The organism is Candidatus Auribacterota bacterium (genome assembly GCA_026392035.1).
Taxonomy (GTDB): Bacteria; Auribacterota; Tritonobacteria; order UBA1439; family UBA1439; genus JAPLCX01.
In genome coordinates, this window is the sequence record JAPLCX010000006.1 from 1 (window position 1) to 16,347 (window position 16,347).

Annotated in this window: 19 protein-coding genes; 7 read left to right on the forward strand and 12 right to left on the reverse strand. The window is 57.2% G+C overall.

All coding sequences use genetic code 11. The features are described 5' to 3' along the window. Nucleotides 1-899: 899 nt before the first annotated feature. The 5 genes from NTX71_00245 to sppA form a co-directional block, all read right to left on the reverse strand. A complete protein-coding gene (locus NTX71_00245) occupies nucleotides 900-1,553 on the reverse strand; it encodes a lactate utilization protein (protein MCX6338333.1) in 654 nt (217 codons plus the stop codon). After that, on the reverse strand, nucleotides 1,534-2,616 hold the full coding sequence (locus NTX71_00250; GenBank protein MCX6338334.1) for a hypothetical protein: 1,083 nt from the start codon (nucleotides 2,614-2,616) through the stop codon (nucleotides 1,534-1,536). The genes NTX71_00245 and NTX71_00250 overlap by 20 nt, the downstream gene beginning before the upstream one ends. A gap of 94 nt (nucleotides 2,617-2,710) precedes the next feature. Further along, on the reverse strand, nucleotides 2,711-3,109 hold the full coding sequence (locus tag NTX71_00255) for a hypothetical protein (protein ID MCX6338335.1): 399 nt from the start codon (nucleotides 3,107-3,109) through the stop codon (nucleotides 2,711-2,713). 90 nt (nucleotides 3,110-3,199) lie between these two features. Further along, nucleotides 3,200-4,120 carry a ribonuclease HIII gene (gene rnhC / locus NTX71_00260; GenBank protein MCX6338336.1) on the reverse strand — a complete coding sequence of 307 codons (921 nt, stop codon included), beginning with the start codon at nucleotides 4,118-4,120 and terminating at the stop codon, nucleotides 3,200-3,202. Between the two features lie 57 nt (nucleotides 4,121-4,177). Further along, nucleotides 4,178-5,176: a signal peptide peptidase SppA gene (sppA, locus tag NTX71_00265; GenBank protein MCX6338337.1), complete on the reverse strand. Its 999-nt coding sequence runs from the start codon at nucleotides 5,174-5,176 to the stop codon at nucleotides 4,178-4,180. Nucleotides 5,177-5,367: 191 nt separating this feature from the next. Here sppA and NTX71_00270 point away from each other — a divergent pair, with 191 nt between their 5' ends. Beyond that, nucleotides 5,368-6,393 (forward strand): methyltransferase domain-containing protein, encoded by a 1,026-nt coding sequence (locus NTX71_00270; GenBank protein MCX6338338.1) that lies wholly within the window; start codon nucleotides 5,368-5,370, stop codon nucleotides 6,391-6,393. 82 nt (nucleotides 6,394-6,475) lie between these two features. Here the strand turns inward: NTX71_00270 and NTX71_00275 are convergent, their stop codons facing one another. The 3 genes from NTX71_00275 to NTX71_00285 are packed head-to-tail and all read right to left on the reverse strand — an operon-like array spanning nucleotide 6,476 to nucleotide 8,831. Then, complete coding sequence (locus NTX71_00275; protein MCX6338339.1) at nucleotides 6,476-8,278, reverse strand: carbamoyltransferase; 1,803 nt, start codon at nucleotides 8,276-8,278, stop codon at nucleotides 6,476-6,478. 58 nt (nucleotides 8,279-8,336) lie between these two features. Further along, nucleotides 8,337-8,660: a hypothetical protein gene (locus NTX71_00280; protein MCX6338340.1), complete on the reverse strand. Its 324-nt coding sequence runs from the start codon at nucleotides 8,658-8,660 to the stop codon at nucleotides 8,337-8,339. Nucleotides 8,661-8,672: 12 nt separating this feature from the next. Next, nucleotides 8,673-8,831 carry a DUF5989 family protein gene (locus tag NTX71_00285; GenBank protein ID MCX6338341.1) on the reverse strand — a complete coding sequence of 53 codons (159 nt, stop codon included), beginning with the start codon at nucleotides 8,829-8,831 and terminating at the stop codon, nucleotides 8,673-8,675. 77 nt (nucleotides 8,832-8,908) lie between these two features. Between NTX71_00285 and NTX71_00290 the strand changes: the two genes are divergently transcribed. Beyond that, nucleotides 8,909-9,658, forward strand: a complete 750-nt coding sequence (locus tag NTX71_00290; GenBank protein ID MCX6338342.1) for a hypothetical protein — start codon at nucleotides 8,909-8,911, stop codon at nucleotides 9,656-9,658. Here NTX71_00290 and NTX71_00295 read toward each other — a convergent pair. Continuing rightward, on the reverse strand, nucleotides 9,655-10,182 hold the full coding sequence (locus NTX71_00295; protein ID MCX6338343.1) for an isoprenylcysteine carboxylmethyltransferase family protein: 528 nt from the start codon (nucleotides 10,180-10,182) through the stop codon (nucleotides 9,655-9,657). The genes NTX71_00290 and NTX71_00295 overlap by 4 nt on opposite strands. 67 nt (nucleotides 10,183-10,249) lie before the next feature. Between NTX71_00295 and NTX71_00300 the strand changes: the two genes are divergently transcribed. Genes NTX71_00300 through NTX71_00310 form a run of 3 tightly spaced genes read left to right on the forward strand, consistent with a single transcriptional unit; the run spans nucleotide 10,250 to nucleotide 11,885 of the window. After that, nucleotides 10,250-10,375: a hypothetical protein gene (locus NTX71_00300; protein MCX6338344.1), complete on the forward strand. Its 126-nt coding sequence runs from the start codon at nucleotides 10,250-10,252 to the stop codon at nucleotides 10,373-10,375. A gap of 45 nt (nucleotides 10,376-10,420) precedes the next feature. After that, entirely contained in the window at nucleotides 10,421-10,870 is a 450-nt protein-coding gene (locus NTX71_00305; GenBank protein ID MCX6338345.1) for a bifunctional nuclease family protein, read from the forward strand. Then, nucleotides 10,851-11,885 (forward strand): DUF6340 family protein, encoded by a 1,035-nt coding sequence (locus NTX71_00310; protein ID MCX6338346.1) that lies wholly within the window; start codon nucleotides 10,851-10,853, stop codon nucleotides 11,883-11,885. Before NTX71_00305 ends, NTX71_00310 begins: the two co-directional genes overlap by 20 nt. A gap of 92 nt (nucleotides 11,886-11,977) precedes the next feature. Here the strand turns inward: NTX71_00310 and NTX71_00315 are convergent, their stop codons facing one another. Beyond that, nucleotides 11,978-13,159 carry a thiolase family protein gene (locus NTX71_00315; protein MCX6338347.1) on the reverse strand — a complete coding sequence of 394 codons (1,182 nt, stop codon included), beginning with the start codon at nucleotides 13,157-13,159 and terminating at the stop codon, nucleotides 11,978-11,980. Nucleotides 13,160-13,522: 363 nt separating this feature from the next. Between NTX71_00315 and NTX71_00320 the strand changes: the two genes are divergently transcribed. Then, the gene (locus NTX71_00320) at nucleotides 13,523-13,921 is read left to right on the forward strand and encodes a hypothetical protein (protein MCX6338348.1); all 399 of its coding nucleotides are present in this window, start codon (nucleotides 13,523-13,525) and stop codon (nucleotides 13,919-13,921) included. A 102-nt stretch (nucleotides 13,922-14,023) separates the two neighbouring features. Here NTX71_00320 and NTX71_00325 read toward each other — a convergent pair whose 3' ends face one another. Further along, nucleotides 14,024-14,302 carry an HU family DNA-binding protein gene (locus NTX71_00325; protein ID MCX6338349.1) on the reverse strand — a complete coding sequence of 93 codons (279 nt, stop codon included), beginning with the start codon at nucleotides 14,300-14,302 and terminating at the stop codon, nucleotides 14,024-14,026. Between the two features lie 292 nt (nucleotides 14,303-14,594). Here NTX71_00325 and NTX71_00330 point away from each other — a divergent pair, with 292 nt between their 5' ends. Next, nucleotides 14,595-16,076 (forward strand): hypothetical protein, encoded by a 1,482-nt coding sequence (locus tag NTX71_00330; protein MCX6338350.1) that lies wholly within the window; start codon nucleotides 14,595-14,597, stop codon nucleotides 16,074-16,076. Nucleotide 16,077: 1 nt separating this feature from the next. On the opposite strand, the gene NTX71_00335 is transcribed toward NTX71_00330, so the two are convergent. Beyond that, on the reverse strand, nucleotides 16,078-16,347 hold a 270-nt coding region (locus NTX71_00335; GenBank protein MCX6338351.1), incomplete at its 5' end, for a hypothetical protein.

Below are 16,347 nucleotides of genomic sequence, written 5' to 3' on the forward strand. Positions count from 1 at the left end.
TTGGATGGCAACTACCGGCCCAACCTCCGCCAAGAGTTTATCAGCACCAGGTGCCAAATGTGTGGGAGACCTGAGGCAGGAGGTGGCAATATTTCCCATCAAAACGGTATTTTACCCTCAAAAGTGAGAAAGTCGGGTTAGCGTCCCCGATCTGGAGAAGTCGATCGCTGACTACTTGGCGGCGTGGAATGAAAAACCGCGCCCTTTCATCTGGACGGCGACAGTGGGCGACATCGTGGCGAAACTCGCGCGAGCACGCAAGAAACTGGAGACGATCAAGCCGGGATGTACGCAGCCGAGACAGCGAAAAACAAAGCAGACGGCAACTGTATAGTTATTTGCGGGACACTACACTAGTCTACGAAATAAACCAATAGGATCCGCATCACAATATCCGGGGGTGATTATTCCCGGGCATATTTCATAACGATGATACCATGAAATGCTATTAATAAGTGCCATGGCTTCGTTATTATCCATCGAAGATCGCTTCATATAGGCTTGTCAGGAGTTATAGAGTTTAATCTTGCAATCACTGCTGTCCAAGATAAATGACTTTTCGAGACATCCCCCTCAAATATAAGGGCTAAAACGGCATTTTGGACGGTTTTGACCGGGAATCTATATTTTACGTTCTTCCTCTTTCCAAGGCCTCGCACATAAGTCCCAGAGTAATATATATGTGCCTTAAAGCAGCCATATTAAATCATATTCTTATCGATATGTCAATTTCTTGCTGCACAAAAAACGCACGAGGTGTGTAGAAAGGGCAATGTCCTTTTTATTGCGAAACTGGGAATAGATAACGGCCGGCGGGGCAATACAGCTAGAAGTTCTGAGAAGAGAGTTTGCGGCAAGAACATTATTTCCAATCTGCGTGCATCCTGTTCCAGCAAATTTCAGTACCCGAGCGCTTCGCCGACGAGAATGACCGTGATGCGATTCCCGCCCGGTTGGCGCCGTATCACGGAGTACACGTTACAGATCCTCTCCGGCGCCTGACACACGGCATCATTGCAGCGTCCGGTCTCATGGCACGGCGTGAGGCGGTTGAGCCTGCGGCAGTTGCGCGGGGCTGCGATGGTCTTGATCCGGGCGAGGGCGGCGGGGATATCGGCAACGATCTTGTTCATGCCGGCGATGACGCAGATCCTCCCGGGACCGAAGGCGAGGCCGGCGACGCGGTTGCCGTAACCGTCCATGTTGACGAGCTCGCCCCCCAGTGTGATGGCATTTGCCCCGCTGAAAAAGAGATCCGACTCGAGGCTCTTATGCCTGAGAGACAGCGCCTCCTCGCGCGGAAGGTCCTTGCGGTATTGATCGTAGAGGGTGAAGGTCACCTGACCGACGTGCCCGCTGCGCAGGAGCTCCATGAGGCCGATTTCCTCTAGCGTCACTGAGCCGCCCACTCCGATACGGTCGCCTGGTTGTATGAGCGCGACCGCACCCTCCAGCGCCTTCGCCCCGTCGGCTGCCCAGATCGCCGCCATGCCGTTTTTCAGGAGCGCGGCACACACCTGCCTCGCAGCCCGGTCATCTGGCTCCCGGCTCATTTCCCTTCCCCGTCGCATGGGCCGGTTTCGGCGTAGCGGTTTTCTTGTGGAATACCCCCTCCCAGTAGGAGGAGGTGTTTGAGAGCTGCGCGTCGATCTTAAGGGCGTTCGAGATCTCTTCAAACCGGAGCGCGCTGCTGATGCGCTTGTCCAGATACTGCGCGACAAGGAGATTGAGCGTCGGTTCGAGTTTGCCGCGCAGTTCCTTCACCTCGTTTGGGCCGGCCGCCGCGAGGACAAGTGCGATGCGGCTGTGATCCTTGTCCACGACATCCAGTGCCATGCCGACCCTCTTTGCAGGGGTCAGGAGCGTGAGCAGGAGGATCTGCCATCCTCTCTTTTTTGCCTCAAGCATGTGCGACAAGACGCCATTCTCATTGTTGGCGTAGCCGTACGCATCCCAGTCCCGGGGGAGGAGCGCCATGATCTCCTGGTAGGGGCGAGACGCGATCAGGCGGCTTCCGCCGGAGCGGGCGGTTTTGATGATCGACTTGCTGGTGGCAACGAGGCCGCGTTCATCGCTCACCGAGAAGGCAGAAAATTTACCCTTGTTTTCCCTGAGCGGGTTGGCGTAGATGCCGCCATCGGGCGGGCTATCTGCCGGGACCCTGCACGCGATTCCGAGGAGGAGGGTGAGGAGGCCGGTCTGCGTGTTCGTTGCGGTCTTGGTGTCTCTCACGTTGAGCTGAAATTTCTGATCGCCGTAGGTGAGCCCGAACGTTCCGCCGCTCGGAAGGAGGCCTGCCGCGATGAGCATCTGTTCATGATCTCCCACCGCCGGGGGAAAGAGGGCGAAGCAGAAATCAGAAAAGCGGAAAAGGCGTATCTCGTCGAGGGGGGCGGTTTTGTCCCGCTCGCCCGCTTCTGAGATGAGATGTTTCGTGAGCTCGCTGAATACCCACTTCTGCCCCGGGTCATTTTCCTTTATGCTGAGCGACATGGTGAGAACGGCATCGGAGGGGAGAAGATCAAGAGACCCGCTCCCGTGTGCAGAGGTAGTGGCGAAGAGAAGGAGTGAGATAAGTGTAAAAATATGCATGTTCAGGTTTGCCTCTGTGGTCATAATAACGTATGCTGTCCAGAGGGATAAGGACATCATGGGGGGAAGTTAACATCCAAGGGGGAGCTCGGAGCCGCGCCCCTTGACCCCCGAACGGCTACCAGGATTTGAGTTTCGTGACGGGCACTTTATCGGTGGGGTTTATCCCTTGTTGATACAGCGTGTTCTGTTTTTCCTGGTCTTTGAGGAGCCGTTCTTCTTTTTTCTGCTTTTCCCGTTCCTTCCGTTCCTGTTCGGTCATGTAGTAGGCGCCTGGCACGCCCTTCTGCCCGACCTGGAATATGTCAGTGGCAACAGCCTTGGGGAGTTCACAGAGACCGAGAACCACGGTCTTGGGGAATATGACGACGCCCTTCGCGATGTTGTAGTAGAGGTTCAGGATGCCCACGCCGAAGCGCATGCCGTCTTCTTTCTGTATCCTGTCAATGGCGGCAGATGAGGGATATGCGAAGGCAATGAGCGAAAAAAACGCGAGCACGACGGCCATTTTATACATAGCCCCTCCGTGGGATCTGAACGTTCAATCGACAATGCTAGCAGGATGCGCGAGCCACCGTCAACCGGTTTTTTACGTTCCCGGTTGGGCCTAGCTCTCCAGGATCACCTTTTTACTGATTTTGAAATGCAGCTTGGCCACCTTCGCGAGGCTCTCCACGCCGTGGGTCGAGATGAACTGCTTCGCCATTTTTTCCACGGCCGCCCCCCCGCCCTTCGGGAAGGTGGCTTTAAACTCCTCCTCGAGCTTTTGCAATCGCGTGCAGAACTCGTTCCTCGCGAGGATTGAAGCGGCTGCGACGGCGATATCCGATTCCGCTTTTACCCTGAACACGATATCAATCTTCTTGCCCCGCTTCATCAGGGCGAGGTTGAGCACGCTCTTGTCCGCGAACTTATCGAGGATCGCCTTTTTGCAGTTCGATTTTTTGATGAGCACGTTTTCCAGCGCCCGGGCGTGTCCCCACGCGAGGAGCCTGTTGAGGTTTCCGATTTTTTCATAGAGCGCATTGTACTTTTCGGGGCCGATCGCGACAATCGAGTAGGTGGCCTCGTTTTTAATCACTTCTGCCATTTCTTCAATGCGTTTCGCGGTGAGCTGTTTGCTGTCGGCGACGCCGAGATCGAGCATTTTTCGCGCGATCGGCTTTTCAACATAGACGGAGGCGATGATCAGCGGTCCGAAGTAATCACCCTTCCCGCTCTCGTCCACCCCGATGCGGGCCTCGGCGATGGAGGGGTCGAGTATCTCTTCATACCCCAGCGACACCTCCTTGAGCAGTACCGGCTCGAGGTAGAAGACGATGAAATCATGGGTGCCCTTTCCTTGGATGAGCAGCTTGCCGTTGCGGAAGGCAGTCAGGCTCACGCCCTTCTTGCTCGCCCCGTAGAACGCGTGCGGGACCTTCTCCCTGATCTCGAACCCCTGCTCCATGAGGTCGTGCTTCATTCGCAGGACCTGGTGTTCGTTCAGATATGCGATATACGTTATGTCAGATCGTTTGGTGAGCACTGGAGATCAGATCCACGGGTTTCAAGGTGTGGTGACCATGTGATTTTCTTTGTCCATTCAGTCGATGGTCCATAGATACATCAGCTTGGGGGCGGCCGCCTCCATCATCCCTTCCCGGAGACTCACCAAGGGTGAAAATGCATGAGAGGACGCGCTCAACATCTCCCTGAGCGAAAAGAGCTTCTCATAGCGGATGAGCCTGATTTTTTTCACGCCGAGCATCCCGCGCACCGCTGCGAGGGACTCGTCGCGGTATCCGATGGCATCAACCAGGCCTGCCCTGAGCGCTTCAGGGGCGAGGAAGATTCTTCCGTCCGCGATGTGGCTCATCTGCTCCCTGCTCAATTTTCTCTGTGAGGCGACGACGGTTGCGAACCTGTAGAAGACCTCGTCGGTGATGCCCTGCAGGAGCTGTTCCTCCTCGGGGGTGAGCGGGCGGGTGGGGGAGAGGAGGTCTTTCATTCTCCCCTTTTTAATGATGACTTCCCTGATCCCCAACTTTTGGAACAGCCCCTCCACATTCACGCTGTGCACGATGACGCCTATATTGCCGGTGATGGTCGTCGGTTGCGCGATGATCTTGTCGGAACCCACCGCGACGTAGTACGCGCCTGAGGTGGCGACGTCTCTGAGAAAAGAGACTACCGGCTTGCCGCTTTTGCGTATCTTTTGGACCTCGTGGTAAATGAGATCGCTGTCCCCGACACTCCCCCCGGGGCTGTCAATCTCAAGGATAACGGCTTTCACGGCGTTGTCGCCCGCGGCCTTCTTGAGCTGTGAGAGGATCGAGGCGACCATTCCGCGCCCCCCGAAGAGTGAATCCCCGTAACCGCTGCCGATTAACCCCCGTATGGGAATAAGGGCGGCCTTGTCGGGACCCTCTCCCTCCACCGTGAACTCGCGGAATTTTGCGGCGTCGCTCCCCGATGCGCTCTGTCCGATAACGAGCATGGAGAGGGCGATATTAAAAAAGATGCTCACCGCGAACATGAGGAGGAGCAGGCCAAGTGCGGCCCATTTTAATACCTTGCGCATGCGGCCCGGTGTATCATTCATAACCGTACCCTTTGCAGAAGGATAGCCCCTGCATGGCAAATAATCAGTGCCCGGTGCTCAGGGACAAGATATAATGGTTAACCGGGTATGAAAGGGGTACCGACAAACCCTTTACCTGGTACATTTATATGGGTAAATTTTAGTACTATTCACCACCACAGTCAAGGGGTTATTTTTGTGGGGTTATTTTTGTGAGCAGTGACATTCCGCTGCTCTGTCCCGAGTGCCGGCATCCGTTAAGCCGGAAGGGGAATGGCATTTCCTGTGACGCCTGCCGCGGGTCGTTTCCCCTCGACGACGATATCCCGATACTTCTCCCCCTCTCGCTGGGTCAGTTCAAGGAACGGGAGAGCGCGTATCACGCCGCCCTGAGCGAGGAGTTCGAAGATATACATAATCTCGATGCCGGCCGCGTCGCCAGGTTCAAAGAGGAGTATCATAGGTATCTCGGGGCGCTCGAGCCCGGCAGCGTGATCCTCGAACTCGGCTGCGGGACGGGCTGGGATACGGCGAGGCTCGCGGCGCGGGGCATGGCCGTGTATCTCAGCGATATCTCCCCGGGTATGGTGAGGAAGGCGCGGGAGCGTGTGCGCACGTCGGGCGCGGCGGAGGGCGCGGTTAGTTTTTTTGTGTTTGATGCGGAGGCGATTCCGTTCCCGTCGGACAATTTTGACGCGGTTTTCATTACCGCTGCGCTCCACCACCTGCCCTCGCCGGAACGCAGCGTTGCCGAGATGCGGAGGGTGTGCAGGCCCGGGGGCGTTGTAGTGCTCGGATTCGAGCCGAACTCCTGGCCGTATTATACGCTCTTCCCCGCGCGGCGGTTTGTGTCGGTTCTCGTGAAAGCCGCGGCGCTGTTCATTCGCTCCCCCCGTGAAGCGCTACGGAAAGCGAAGACCGTCCGGCGCGCAAAAGGGGTGCTGATAGAGACGCGCGGATCAGACGCCGAGCTCTATTCTCCCGGCGACAGGGAAGCGAGCGGATTCAGCAGGAGGCGGATCGCGCGGATTCTCAAGGGGGCCGGCCTTGAGCCTGTCTCCGTTTCGCGAGTCTGGTACCTGAACGGATTTATCCAGGAGTTCTCTCTGCTTAGGAAATTCCGCTCCCCCTCTCCCCGCGTCGAGGCGTTTCTCATCGGGCTTGACCGTCTCCTTGCACGGATCCCGGTGGTGAGGATGGCGAACTGGCACTGGAACGTTATCGCTAAGAAACCGTAGACGTTGGCGCGATTCCGAAGCAGGGGGCGAATTCAGACCTATCCTGCAGGTGGGCAAGTTGTTGTATACAACGTCTACAAGGTTATTTATCCAGGAGGAGGTTTTTGGGCGGTGGGGGCACGTGCTCGGAGCGGATGGCCTTCTTGGAGACGATGAACCGCTCGAGGACCACGTAATCCATGTCCGTGGTGGCGAAGCAGCGGTATGCCTCGTACGGGGTGAGCACGATCGGCTCGCCCCTGACATTGAAAGAGGTGTTGATGATCACGGGGACGCCGGTGAGCTTCCCGAACTCGGCGATGATATCGTAGTAGCGCGGGTTCACCTCCCTGCGCACGGTCTGCGGGCGCGCCGTGTTGTCCGCGTGCGTCACCGCGGGGATGACCTTCCTCTTGTCCTGCCTCACCTCGCCCACAAGGAGCATGTACGGGGCATCCGTGCAGCCGATGTTGAAATATTCCCCGGCCTTCTCCACCAGCACGGCGGGGGCGAATGGCCTGAACTGTTCCCGGTGCTTTATCTTCTCGTTGAGGATGTCCTTCATCTTCGGGTTGCGCGGATCGGCGAGAATGGAGCGCGCCCCGAGCGCGCGCGGGCCGAACTCCATCCGCCCGTGGTAGAAGCCGACCACGTTTTCCTCGGCGATGAGTTTCGCCACCGCCTTGGGAAGATCCTTCTCGGAATATTCGGTGTAGGGGATATTGTGCTCATTCAACCACTTCCTGATGGAATCCTCGCTGAAGGATGGCCCGAGGTAACCATGCTTCATAACCCACTTTCGAGGGTTCCCGATGACGGTGTTGTAGACATAGAGGGCCGCGCCGATGGCGCACCCGGAGTCGCCCGCTCCCGGCTGTATCCAGACCTCCTTGAAAGAGGTTTTGCGCAGGATCTCGCCGTTTGCGACGCAGTTCAGCGCCACCCCTCCCGCCATGCAGAGGTAATCCATCCCTGTGGTTCGGTGCAGGAACTCGGCGGTTTTCAGCATCGCCTCCTCGGTGACGTCCTGAATGCTGTGGGCGATGTCCGCAAAGCGCTGACAGTTTCCGGCATAAGCGTCGTTCCACTCGGGCAGGTCCTTGCCCGGATATAGCTTTTCGGTATAGAAGATTGACTCCGGCGCGCGCGGCGGGCCAAAAAGGTCAATGAACTTCGGCGAGAGGTTCTCCAGCCTGTAGTGGTACGCGAAGTAGTCCATGTTCAGCTTAAAACTGCCGTCGTCATTGATCTGCACGAGCTGCTTCACCTTGTCAATGTACCGAGGGGTCCCGTAGGGGGCCATGCCCATGACCTTGTACTCTCCATCGTTGACACGGAAACCCAGGTAGCCGGTGAAGGCGCTGTAAAGGAGGCCGAGGGAATGCGGGAAGTTGATCTCATGCGTGAGCTCGATCTGGTTCCCACTCCCGGTGCCGTAGGCAGCGCTGTTCCACTCCCCGACGCCGTCGATGGTAAAGATGGCCGCCTCCGCGAACGGTGAGCATAGGAAGCAGCTCGCCGCGTGTGAGATATGGTGGTCGGTGTAGAGGATCGGCCCCTCGTAACCAGTTTCCTTCTGTATGATTGAGGGGATATGCATCTTCTCCTTCATCCACACGGGCATGGCGGAGAGGAACGACTTCAGGGATCGCGGCCATGTTGCGATATAGGTGAGCAATAACCTCTCCATCTTTATAAACGGCTTTTCATAGAAGACGACGTAATCGAGGTCGGACATTTTGAGATCGGCGAACTCGAGGCAGAAATTGATCGCGTTTTTGGGGAAGCCGGAATCGTGCTTCTTCCTGGTAAATCGCTCTTCCTCTGCCGCGGCGACGATCATCCCATCCACACAGAGGGCCGCCGCCGCGTCATGATAGAAACATGATATCCCGAGGATGTTCATTTGCGTTTTGCCATTTGCTATTTGGGATTTGGGGTTTGGGATTTAGGATTCTTCTGTATCAGAATTGCCTCATCAACGTCGCGATGGTGTCCTTTTTCTTTCTTCGCGCAAGCCATTTCCCGGATTCTCTCAATCTGAGGAAATCGTGCCTCAGGCATTTTGAAATGAGCGCACCAGCTGAGATACCGGTGAAGTAGAAGATAGTCAGGATAATAGCCGTCTGCACGTGGCCAATCTTCTTGGCGACGCCGCGCCACCAGATTCTCAGGGCGTCAAGGGCTTTCTCCATCGGTTTCGGGAAGCGCTTCCTCTGCCAGGTGATGAGCGAGAGGAAGGCGACGGTGGAAAGAAATACGAGTGCGATCTTCAGCTTCAGGGTCATGGATGGGATAAGTTAAAAGAGCGTGTAGATAAACGGCAGAACGGCTGAACCCTCAGTGAGGAATATAAATATGCCGAGCAACAACAATACAATGATGATCGGCGCCAGCCACCACCTCTTGGTTTCTTTCAGGAACAGAAATAACTCCTTAAAAACGCTCAACCTTGTCATACCACACAATAGTACCACCATGTGGCGCCATTCAGCAAGAGCGATTGTTGACTCATTGGGTGAGACTGCTGCACTCAATGCTTCACCTATTTCTCGTGATTGCATTTGAAGTTGCTGCGGAAGAATGGTACAATCATACAGTGAAAATGAATGCCGTCCGCCTGAAAACGAGATGGGGTGCAGGCGCAGCCATTGCGCTGGCCTGTGGATTGTTCGTTACAGTCCACGCATGGGGTGATACCGTCCTTCTCAAGAAGGGCGGCCACATCACCGGCGTGATCAGCAGCGAGAGCGAAACCTCGATAGCGATCAAGTCCAGTATGGGCACTATTGTGCTGTCCAGAGGAGCCATCGCGAAGATAGAGAGAGCTACTGCGGAGGTGAACCGCGCGCTCGAATCCCAATGGGAACAGGAGCGGAGTCAGGAGGAAAAAAAGCTCAACGAGGCGAAGCGCGTTGAGGAGGAGCAGCGGGCCAAGGGCCTTGTGAAATATCAGGGTACGTGGATTACGGCAGAGAAGGCGTACGAGATTGAGAAGGGTGTTGCAAGGGATAAAGAGGAGTGGGAGAAGAGCGTTGAGCAGCAGAAGAGAGATCTCCAGGAAATGGAAAAGCGCTTGAGGGATCTGGAGGCGCGCCTTGAGCAGAGGCAGCGAGAGGCTGATTTTCGAGAACAGCAGCTGGCGTTCAAAGAACAGAACCTGCTCCTACAGCAGCAGAATCTCCAGCGGCAAGCCGAGCAAATCGCCAGAGAGAAACAGCAGTCCCCGCCGAAGATGTTTGCCATCCCACGAGTTGAGGTGGTGCCGCCCGGGGGGCAGCCCTAGCGTGAGTACCTCACCACGCGGAGCAGGGGGAGGAGTATCGGAACCTCTTTCCGATATCGTTCATACTCGCTCCCAAAACGCTTGAGCAATCCAGGCTCTTCAAATGTCTTGTGGTACCATATCTCAAAGACACAGGCGAGAGGGAAGAGCACGAGCGTGATGATCGAATTGCGGAGGAACGCAAGGGCGACGAAGTAGAATACAAGCAGGCCATACGCCATCGGATTGCGCGTGTGGCGGTAGGGCCCCTCGGTGACGAGGCGTTGCGTGAGCGGTCCCAGCTCGTAGCCGAGTATTTCATTCGGATGCCCTTTGCCGCGCCTGATGATGAACACCTGCGCCCATGCGATCCAGAACCAGGCGTAGGCGAGGGCGATGATGCCTGCCGCGATCTGGTAGGGGAATGGCAGCAGCGGACCCAGGCTGAGGAGCCGGTCAAACATCGGTCCCAGTTGAGCGATCAGGAGCGGAATCCCGCACGCGTAAATCAGTATGACGAGGAGGTAGCTTGCCCCCACGTTCATTGATTTCCCCATGCCTCGTATTTTCTCACAACGCCGTCGGGGGGTCAACGCCCAGGGGATGCCCGAAATGGCGGATAATGTAGGGGTCGCCTGCCTGCCGGTGGGCAGGGATTCATCCGACCCGCCCACAGGGCTCGATAAATCGAGCCCCTACAATAATAACCAATTCTATTTACTCGCACCTAATGGGTGATTATTTTGATCTGTTATCCGCCATTTTGGGGGATGAGGGGACTCTATGCTCGTCCAGGTGGATGTTAAGAAGATCATCGCAACACCGTCTGCGTATGCCATCTTTTTGGGGAATGGGGATAAAACCTTCGTCCTCTACGTGGGCCCGGGGGTGGGGATGGCGATGTCCATGACGGTCGAGGGCGTGAGAAAAATTCGCCCGCTCACCCACGATCTCATCACCAGCATTCTCGCGGGACTCGGGGTGATCATCGAACGGGTGGTGATCAATGACCTTCGCGGCAGCACCTTTTACGCGCGCATCTTCCTCAGGGAAGAGAGCGAGGGCAGTACGCGCATCGTTGAGCTTGATGCGCGGCCGAGCGATTGCGTGGTGCTCGCGAAGCAAAATGGCGCGCCGATCTACGTCGAGAGCAGTGTGCTTACCAAGGTGGAGGATGTGAGCCATCTTCTCAGCACGAGGGGGGAGGCCTCGGATGACAGTGAAAAGGAGTAGGGCCATGTGCGCCGCGGGCCTCGCTATCGCGCTCGCGGGCTGCATGTCCACGACGAAGGTGACGATTGAGCGGCTCGGGCCGCCCGTTGCTGACGTGAGCGGAATAGGGGAGGTCGCCGTGCTCCCCTTTGCTGATACGGCAACGGAATCTCAACGTGGGGAGGCGGTTGCCCAGCACCTCGCTGCGGTGATGGTGAACACAGGGCGCTACCGGGTGATGAAGAGCGATCAGATAAACACGCGCCTCACCGCAGCGGGAATCAATTTCTCCTATCCCCCAGATGCCGCACTGGTGAGAAAAATCGGTTCCGCGCTGGGGGTGGATGCGGTGCTCTATGGATCAGTGGAAAAATTTCAATTCGAGGAGGAGAGCCGGCTGGTGAAAGTCAGGGAGCAGGTTTGGACAGGGGATTACGCACGAGACAGTCGCGGTGCTATTATTTCGGACGTGGGGGTGGATGGCGAGGCGACGCCGCGCCAGCGCTTTACAAAAAAGCTCGTGGAGAAGAACCACCTCAAGCGCTATGCCGTTCTTGATATCCACTTCCGCATGGCTGACGCCTTTCCGGGCAATGTGATCTGCGCCAAGTCGGAGTCGGAGTCGAGAAGCTGGGAGGGAACGGGGCCTGAGGAGATTGCGCAGATGCCATCGAGGGAAGTCATTCTTGATCTCCTCCTGGACCGTGCAGTAAAATCATTCGTACGCCAGATCGCCGCGCACCCTATTGAGGAAGAACGGGTGTTAGAAACAGGTGTGTTCCACTCGACGAGGCTCGGCGTGGAGCTCGCCAAAAACAATCTCTGGGATGAGGCAATGGAGAAATGGATGCAGGCCATCAAAGCCAAGCCTGAGGATTCGGCGGCGTACTACAATCTTGGCATCGGCTTCGAGCGCAAGGGACTCTTCGACCTCGCCTATAAATCCTACCAGAACGCGCTCGTGCGCCAGCCGCAGTCGAAGCGCTACATCAAGGCGATCGCACAGATCCAGAAGCTCATGAAGGAGCTGGAGTGATTGTCAGGGAGTGATCGCTCGGGTCTGCTCGATTGCCGGTTGGCAAGGTGCGGCCCATTGCCCCGCCTCCGGGGCCTTTAAACATTAGGCGTTCAGTGTTGGGCCATAGGAAGGTTTTCCACGAGCATCGCCACCGCGTTACCACCGCCCAGACAGATTGCCGCGAGCCCCAGTTTCTTCCGCGTGTCCTTCAGGATATGGAGGAGGGTCACCAGGATCCTGCAGCCGCTCGCACCGAGCGGGTGACCGAGTGAGAGCGTGCCGCCGCGGATGTTCACTCTATCGGCGGGCAACCGCAGCTCACGGATACCGACGATCCCCTCGACCGCGAACGAGTCAGCAATTTCAAATACATCCACGTCGCTGAGCGCGAGGCCGCTCTTGGCGAGGAGCCCTCTCACGGCGGGAAAGAGGGCCGCGAATGTTTCCCGCGGTTCAACGCCGACCATGTTCCAGGAGAGGATGCGGGCGAGCGGCCGCATCCCCTTCCCGCGTGCGTAGGACTCCGAGGCGACCAGAACCGCGGCGGCGCCATCCGCGATGGGAGTTGCATTCCCTGCCGTCACGGTCCCTCCTTTCTCAAAGGCGGGTTTGAGGATGGAAAGCTTCTCGGGCGTGCAATCACAGCGGGGGCATTCGTCACGGGCAAGACCCTGCCCTGCATCGCCTCCCGCCGGACCCTGGAGGGGGACGACCTCCGGGTCAAAAAGGCCGTTGTCAATGCTCGCGGATGCCCTCTGATGGCTCGAGAGGGCATACTCGTCCTGAGCGGCGCGGCCTATCCCGTGTGCGCGCGCGAGGTGCTCGGCGAATATGCCCATGGGTTTCCCGCTGAAGGCGCATCTGAGGCCGTCGTATCTCAAGGAACTCACTGCCCTCCCGTCCGCGCAGTCCCTCATCGAGAGGTGAGGCGCCCGGCTCATGTTCTCCATGCCGCCAGCGACGATCACCGCGCTTTCACCGAGTAATATGGATTGGGCAGCGAGGGACACAGCCCGGATCCCCGAGCCGCACACCATGTCAATGGTGAGCGCAGAAGCTCCATAGGGGATGCCGGCGTGCACCGCTGCCTGCCTGGCCGGGTTCTGGCCCAGGCCCGCGTGGAGGACGTTCCCCATGATGACGTCAGTGACGTCGGCGGGAGGAACTCCACTCCGGTGGAGCAGTTCTCTGATGACGATGCCGGAGAGCTGGGGGGCGGGGAAATCCTTGAGACCTCCCTGAAAGGATCCGAGCGGTGTCCTCAGTGCGGCGATGATCAGCGGATTCTGCATGCGATTGCCCCGTCGTTAGCCCGGTTTCTATTATGTCAAAAGGAGCGGGGCCGTTGGAAAAATATTTTGGCGGGACGGAACAGGTTAAAAGTAACCCCTCAGCTATAGGGAAAAAACAGCATGAATGACTATCCACTGATTTCACGGATGAGCACGGATTTTTAAACAGGTCATCCGTGTAAATCCGTGTCAATCCGTGGATGAAAACACTGCGTGAAGTGAATCAGTGTCCCCCATCACTGAGGGATTATGGTCCAAAAGATGTTCACAGGGGAAACCCGCATGTGGTACGATACATTGTTAATGTGAGCTCGTATTGTTGCGTCGCATCGGCTGTCCGCGATCTGAGGAAGGAGGTCACCAATGGCGCTGAAGAAGCAGTTGTCAATTACCGTGGTGAATCAGGCCGGTGAAGGTTCGAAGCTCTGCGCGCTGCTCAAGGAGGCTGGTATTAACATCGAAGCGATATCCGTGTGCGAGTTCACCGAGGGCGCGGTCTTGCGTCTCATCGTGAGCGATGAACGGGCCGCGGTCAGGCTCTTGAGGGAAAACGGGTATGCCGTTCTCGTGCGCGTGGTGCTGGCACTGCCTCTGGATAACAGGCCGGGGGTGCTGGGTGAGGTGATGGCAAAGCTCGCGAAGAGCAGCCATAACATCAATTACTGCTACGGCAGTATTTCGCCTGGAGCAAACAGGGCGATGATCTATCTGGCCGTGGACGATGCGATCAAGGCCGACATGCTGTTTTCGGAGAGGGGCTGATGGAGTTCGGACGGCGCTCCCGCGCGACCCTGGACATTCTCCGTAAGGCAGAAAACCCTCCACCGTGGGAGGGTTTTCTGTTATCGGTGCGGTTATGCGAACCTAGACAGACTTCTTCAGTTCCTTGCTCGCCTTGAACGTCACTGCTTTGCGCGCCGCGATCCTGATCGACTCTCCCGTTTTCGGGTTGCGGCCCATGCGCGCCGCGCGAGTTTTTACCTTGAATGTTCCGAAGCCCACGAGGCTCACCGAGCCCTGCTTCTTCAGGCCGCTCAAAATCCCGCCCAGTACGGCCTGCAGCATCCTGCCGGCCCCCGCCTTTGTCTCAATGCCGGCTTTCTTATCGGCGACAATGGCCGCGATCAACTCTGCTCTATTCATTCAGAGAACCCTCCTTTCGATGATCGGCTATTGTACAGAAATGAGCGCAGGATGCAAGATAAAAAACACGAAATCTGTAAGGCCTCAGTTGCGTGGGGGTAGCGGATCCATGCAGATAGTGTTCTTTCATACACACCTATGGCGTCAGATTGCTTCGTCGGCCACGTCCCGCTTAGCGGGACTCGGCCTCCTCGAAATGACGTGTGCAAGACCAATTTTTTCACACCTTCTGAGGCCTTACACAAAGAATGGGCTTCAACTGTGCGAGGCGCGTGTGCTAGTATGAAATGGCATGAATAGAAATGGGCGGCTGATCACATTCGGCGTATTTTTCGCATCCCTCGCCGTATTCTCACTCGCGCGTTCCCGGTTCGTGAGCTTGAGCGCCACGGGGACCGCCCAGGCCCTGCTGCTTGCGGGCGACGAGCCTGCCTACCTGATGCTCACGCATAGCCTCGCGACGGATGGAGACTTCAATTTGTACAACAACTGTCTCAACAGGGATGGCCGCTTTTTCGGGAGGGAGCAGAGCGGCGGCCACGCCGCGCGCAAGGATCGGGAGAAAAAGGAAGTGTACTCGATCCACACACCGGGCCTCGCGATCCTGCTCGCACCGGCCTACGCGCTGGGGCTGCACGGCCCGATCGCCCCGCGTCCCGTGGTGTGCCTCTTCCTCAATTTTATTGGAGCGCTCCTCGCGGTCAATGTGTATTGGTACTGCGCCGCCATCACCAGCGACCGCAGTCCCGGGTCTGCCGCGCGCACGGAACTCCTGCCGGTATTGGCGAGCACCGCGGCCGTCGTCCTCACGCCCCCTGTGCTTTTTTATTCCAATCTCGCCTACCCGGAACTCCCAGGGGCGCTCTTCGTTCTCTACGCGCTGCGCCACACAATTCCGCACCCTAAAGGGTGCGCTACAATTTCGCCGTCACGCCGTCACGCCGATACGCTCGCACGCATTTTTTCTGCTCTCGCCGCGGCATTTCTCCCGTGGCTCTCATTCCGCTTTTTAGCCCCGGCGGTCATCATCATCTGGCTGCTGTCACGGAGCGCAACACGGGGGCGCCGTTTTGATTTTCTATTCCCATGTGTGGCACTCGCGGTCTCTCTCGTGTTCCTCCTCTCCTACCAGTATCGCGCTTTTGGAACGATACATCCCGCGGGTGGGTATGTCTCCCAGGATTGGGCTCGCCGCGGCTTCTTCAATAGGGGCATCAGCAATGGGCTCCTGGGGATCATCCTCGACCAGGGGCATGGTATCTTTGCGTGGTCGCCTGTGTATATCCTCTCGTTCACCGGCCTGCTGCTCCTCCTCCGCGAGCGGCGAGATCAGGGCGTCTGGCTCCTGATCGTTCTGCTCTCGTTGTATCTGCCCGGCGCGTCCTTCATCCATTGGTGGGGAGGCTTTGCCCCTCCACCTCGTTTCATGGTGGCGAGTGCTCCCCTCCTTGGTGGTGCGCTCTGCTACGCCCTCCTCCGCGTCCCTCGGCGCTCCTTTTCCATTATCTTCGCTCTCCTGTTGTGCGTGAGCCTGTATTTCGGCTATGTGGGTTGCATGCATCCCTCAAGGCTCTACCGCCACCAACACATCATCACCACCTACCATCCGCGCATCATGAGCAGGATTTTCCCGTCATTCATGCGCCATCGCCGCTCAACGTGGCCCTTGACTATACTCTGGGGGGCGGCTATCGTCTTGCTCAATGGATATTACCTGTCGAGGCACGAGCGGCAAAAGGATAAGGGAGCGTCGCCGGTTCTCGGGCACTCGTGACTCATCCCCATTTGACAGCCCTGAGGTGTCTCCTCTCATCGCAGAGGGGGAACAATCCTGTCCGATTGGTTTCCTCACCGATTGATAACTTATTGCAGGGGAAGATATTGAGATCATACGTTCGATCGCGCCCTGTTGCGTCAAAGAGAAAAGTACTCGTAGTAGTAGCAGCCTTTCTCTCTTTTTTTGCTTCTTTTTTTCTCTCTTTGTGAATAGTGTGAATAAGTGGATAACACCGCCATCCGAGAACGCATTTTTCTCCCCACAGAGC